We start from the raw sequence: 2,341 nt of genomic DNA, 5'->3' as shown, positions 1-2,341 counted from the left end.
GCGCTGACCTTCCTGGCCTCGGGCACGCAAGCCGCCTTCGATGCGGCCCGTCCCGCCCTCGATGCGATGGCCGGTACGCTCTACGAGCTCGGCGACGCGGCCGGCCAGGGCGCGGCGTTCAAGATGATCAACCAGCTGCTGGCCGGCGTGCACATCGCCGCGGCGTGCGAGGCGATGAGCTTCGCCGCCAAGCAGGGCCTCGACCTCGCGCGCGTCTACGAGGTCATCACCAAGTCGGCCGGCAATTCGTGGATGTTCGAGAATCGGATGCCGCACGTGCTCGACGGCGACTACGGCCCGAAGAGCGCGGTCGACATCTTCGTCAAGGACCTCGGCATCGTGCAGGACATGGCCCGCGTCGAGAAGTACCCCGTGCCGGTGGCGGCCGCCGCCCTGCAGATGTTCCTGATGGCCTCCGGCTCGGGCATGGGCCGCGACGACGATTCCTCCGTCGCGCGGCTCTACGCCCAGGTCTCGGGCGCGACCCTGCCGGCGGCGAAGAGCTGAGCATCCGTCGGCGTTCGATTGTCCGATCCGCCACCTCATCCTGAGGTGCCCGCCTCGGCGGGCCTCGAAGGAGCCCTCCAGAACCCGCCGTCATCCCTGGAGGGCTCCTACGAGGCCTTCGCTTCGCTCCGGCACCTCAGGATGAGGGAATGGGGTGGGGCAAGGGTGGGACGACCGGGGATCTAACGCCCGGTCTCGACGCGGACCGACGTCGAGACCGGCGCAGAAAGAGTTCGAAACCATGCCGCGCTTTGCCGCCAACCTCACCTTGATGTTCACCGAGCTGCCCTTCCTCGACCGCTTCGCCGCGGCCGCGGACCAGGGTTTCGGGGCCGTCGAGTTCCTGTTCCCCTACGCGCATCCGGCCGACGCGATCGCCGAGCGGCTCGCGCGCCACGGCCTGACCCAGGCGCTGTTCAACCTGCCGCCGGGCGACTTCGAGGCCGGCGAGCGCGGGCTCGCGGCCCTACCCGAGCGCTTCGACGAGCTGAAGCAAGGCGTCGCCACAGCGCTCCGCTACGCCGAGGCCACCGGCGTCGGGCGCCTCCACCTGATGGCGGGCTTGGCCGACCCGAACGATTCGACCGCGCGCGACGCCTACCGCCGCGCCGTCGCCTGGGCGGCGGAGGCCGTCGGCAGCACCGGACGGGATTTGGTGCTGGAGCCGATCAACGGCCGCAACATGCCGGGCTACTTCCTGAACGATTTCGGGGCGGCGGCGGCGCTGATCCGCGACCTCGGGTTGCCGAACCTGAAGCTGCAATTCGACCTGTATCACTGCCAGATCATGCACGGCGACGTCACGATGCGCCTGCGCGAGCTGATGCCGATCGTCGGGCATGTGCAGACCGCCTCGGTGCCGGCGCGCCACGAGCCCGGCACCGGCGAGATCGACGACGCCTTCCTGTTCGCGGAGCTCGACCGGCTCGGCTATGACGGGTTCGTCGGCTGCGAGTACAACCCGGCCGCCGGCACCGTCGAGGGCTTAAGCTGGTTCGCGCCCTATCGCGCCGGCCAGCGGGGAGACGCCCGATGAGCGCTTCGCAGTCTCCTTCCCGAGCCCTCGCCCTCGGCTGCGTCGCCGACGACTATACCGGCGCCTCCGACCTCGCCAACACCCTGACCAAGGCGGGCCTGCGCACGGTGCAGACCATCGGCGTGCCGGCCGACGACCTCGTCCTGCCGGAGGTCGACGCCGTGGTGGTGGCGCTCAAGAGCCGGTCCGTCGCGCCGGGCGAGGCGGTGGCGCGGTCGCGCGAGGCCGACGCCTGGCTCCGCCGCCGCGGCGCGAACCACGTGCTGTTCAAGGTCTGCTCGACGTTCGACTCGACCGACGCCGGCAACATTGGCCCGGTGCTCGACGCACTTCGGGCGGATGCGGCCGAGCCGATCGCGCTGGTCACGCCCGCCTTCCCCGAGACCGGGCGCAGCGTCTGCCAGGGCCACCTCTTCGTCGGCGCGACCCTGCTGGCCGAGAGCCCGCTGAAGGACCATCCCCTCAACCCGATGCGCGATTCGAACCTCGTGCGGGTGCTCGCCCGCCAGAGCGCCGGCACGGTCGGGCTCGTCGACATCGCCACCGTGGCAAAGGGGCCGAAGGCGGTCGCCGCCCGCCTCGACGCCCTGGCGGCGGACGGCCACGGCGCGGCGATCGCCGACGCGATCTTCGAGTCAGACCTCGAGATCCTGGGCCGCGCCGCCCTCGGGCACCGCGTCTCCTGCGGCGCCTCGGGGCGCGGGCGCGGGCGGTGTGGTATAGACATCTCCGCGCCCCCGCGCCCGGCGGCGGGGGGGGATGGCGGGTGGGGGGGGGAAAAAAAAAGGGGGGGGGGGG

Annotated in this window: 3 protein-coding genes; all 3 read left to right on the top strand. The window is 71.6% G+C overall.

Translation table 11 applies throughout. The annotated features are described in order from the left end of the window. Positions 1-507 (top strand): NAD-binding protein (locus FV222_RS23470; RefSeq protein ID WP_147815773.1); only part of this gene is annotated, 507 nt, incomplete at its 5' end. A 241-nt stretch (positions 508-748) separates the two neighbouring features. After that, entirely contained in the window at positions 749-1,543 is a 795-nt protein-coding gene (gene otnI, locus FV222_RS23465) for a 2-oxo-tetronate isomerase (protein ID WP_147765393.1), read from the top strand. Continuing rightward, on the top strand, positions 1,540-2,341 hold an 802-nt coding region (locus FV222_RS23460; RefSeq protein ID WP_147815772.1), incomplete at its 3' end, for a four-carbon acid sugar kinase family protein. The genes otnI and FV222_RS23460, both read left to right, overlap by 4 nt.

Source organism: Methylobacterium sp. WL103 (genome assembly GCF_008039885.1).
Classification (GTDB): Bacteria; Pseudomonadota; Alphaproteobacteria; order Rhizobiales; family Beijerinckiaceae; genus Methylobacterium; species Methylobacterium cerastii.
The sequence above is the reverse complement of the archived record's forward strand: the minus strand, read 5'-3'. Positions and strand labels throughout refer to the sequence as shown.

Coding starts and splice junctions, on each gene's coding strand:
- otnI (WP_147765393.1), top strand. CDS start 749: ATGCCGCGCTTTGCCGCCAACCTCACCTTGATGTTCACCGAGCTGCCC.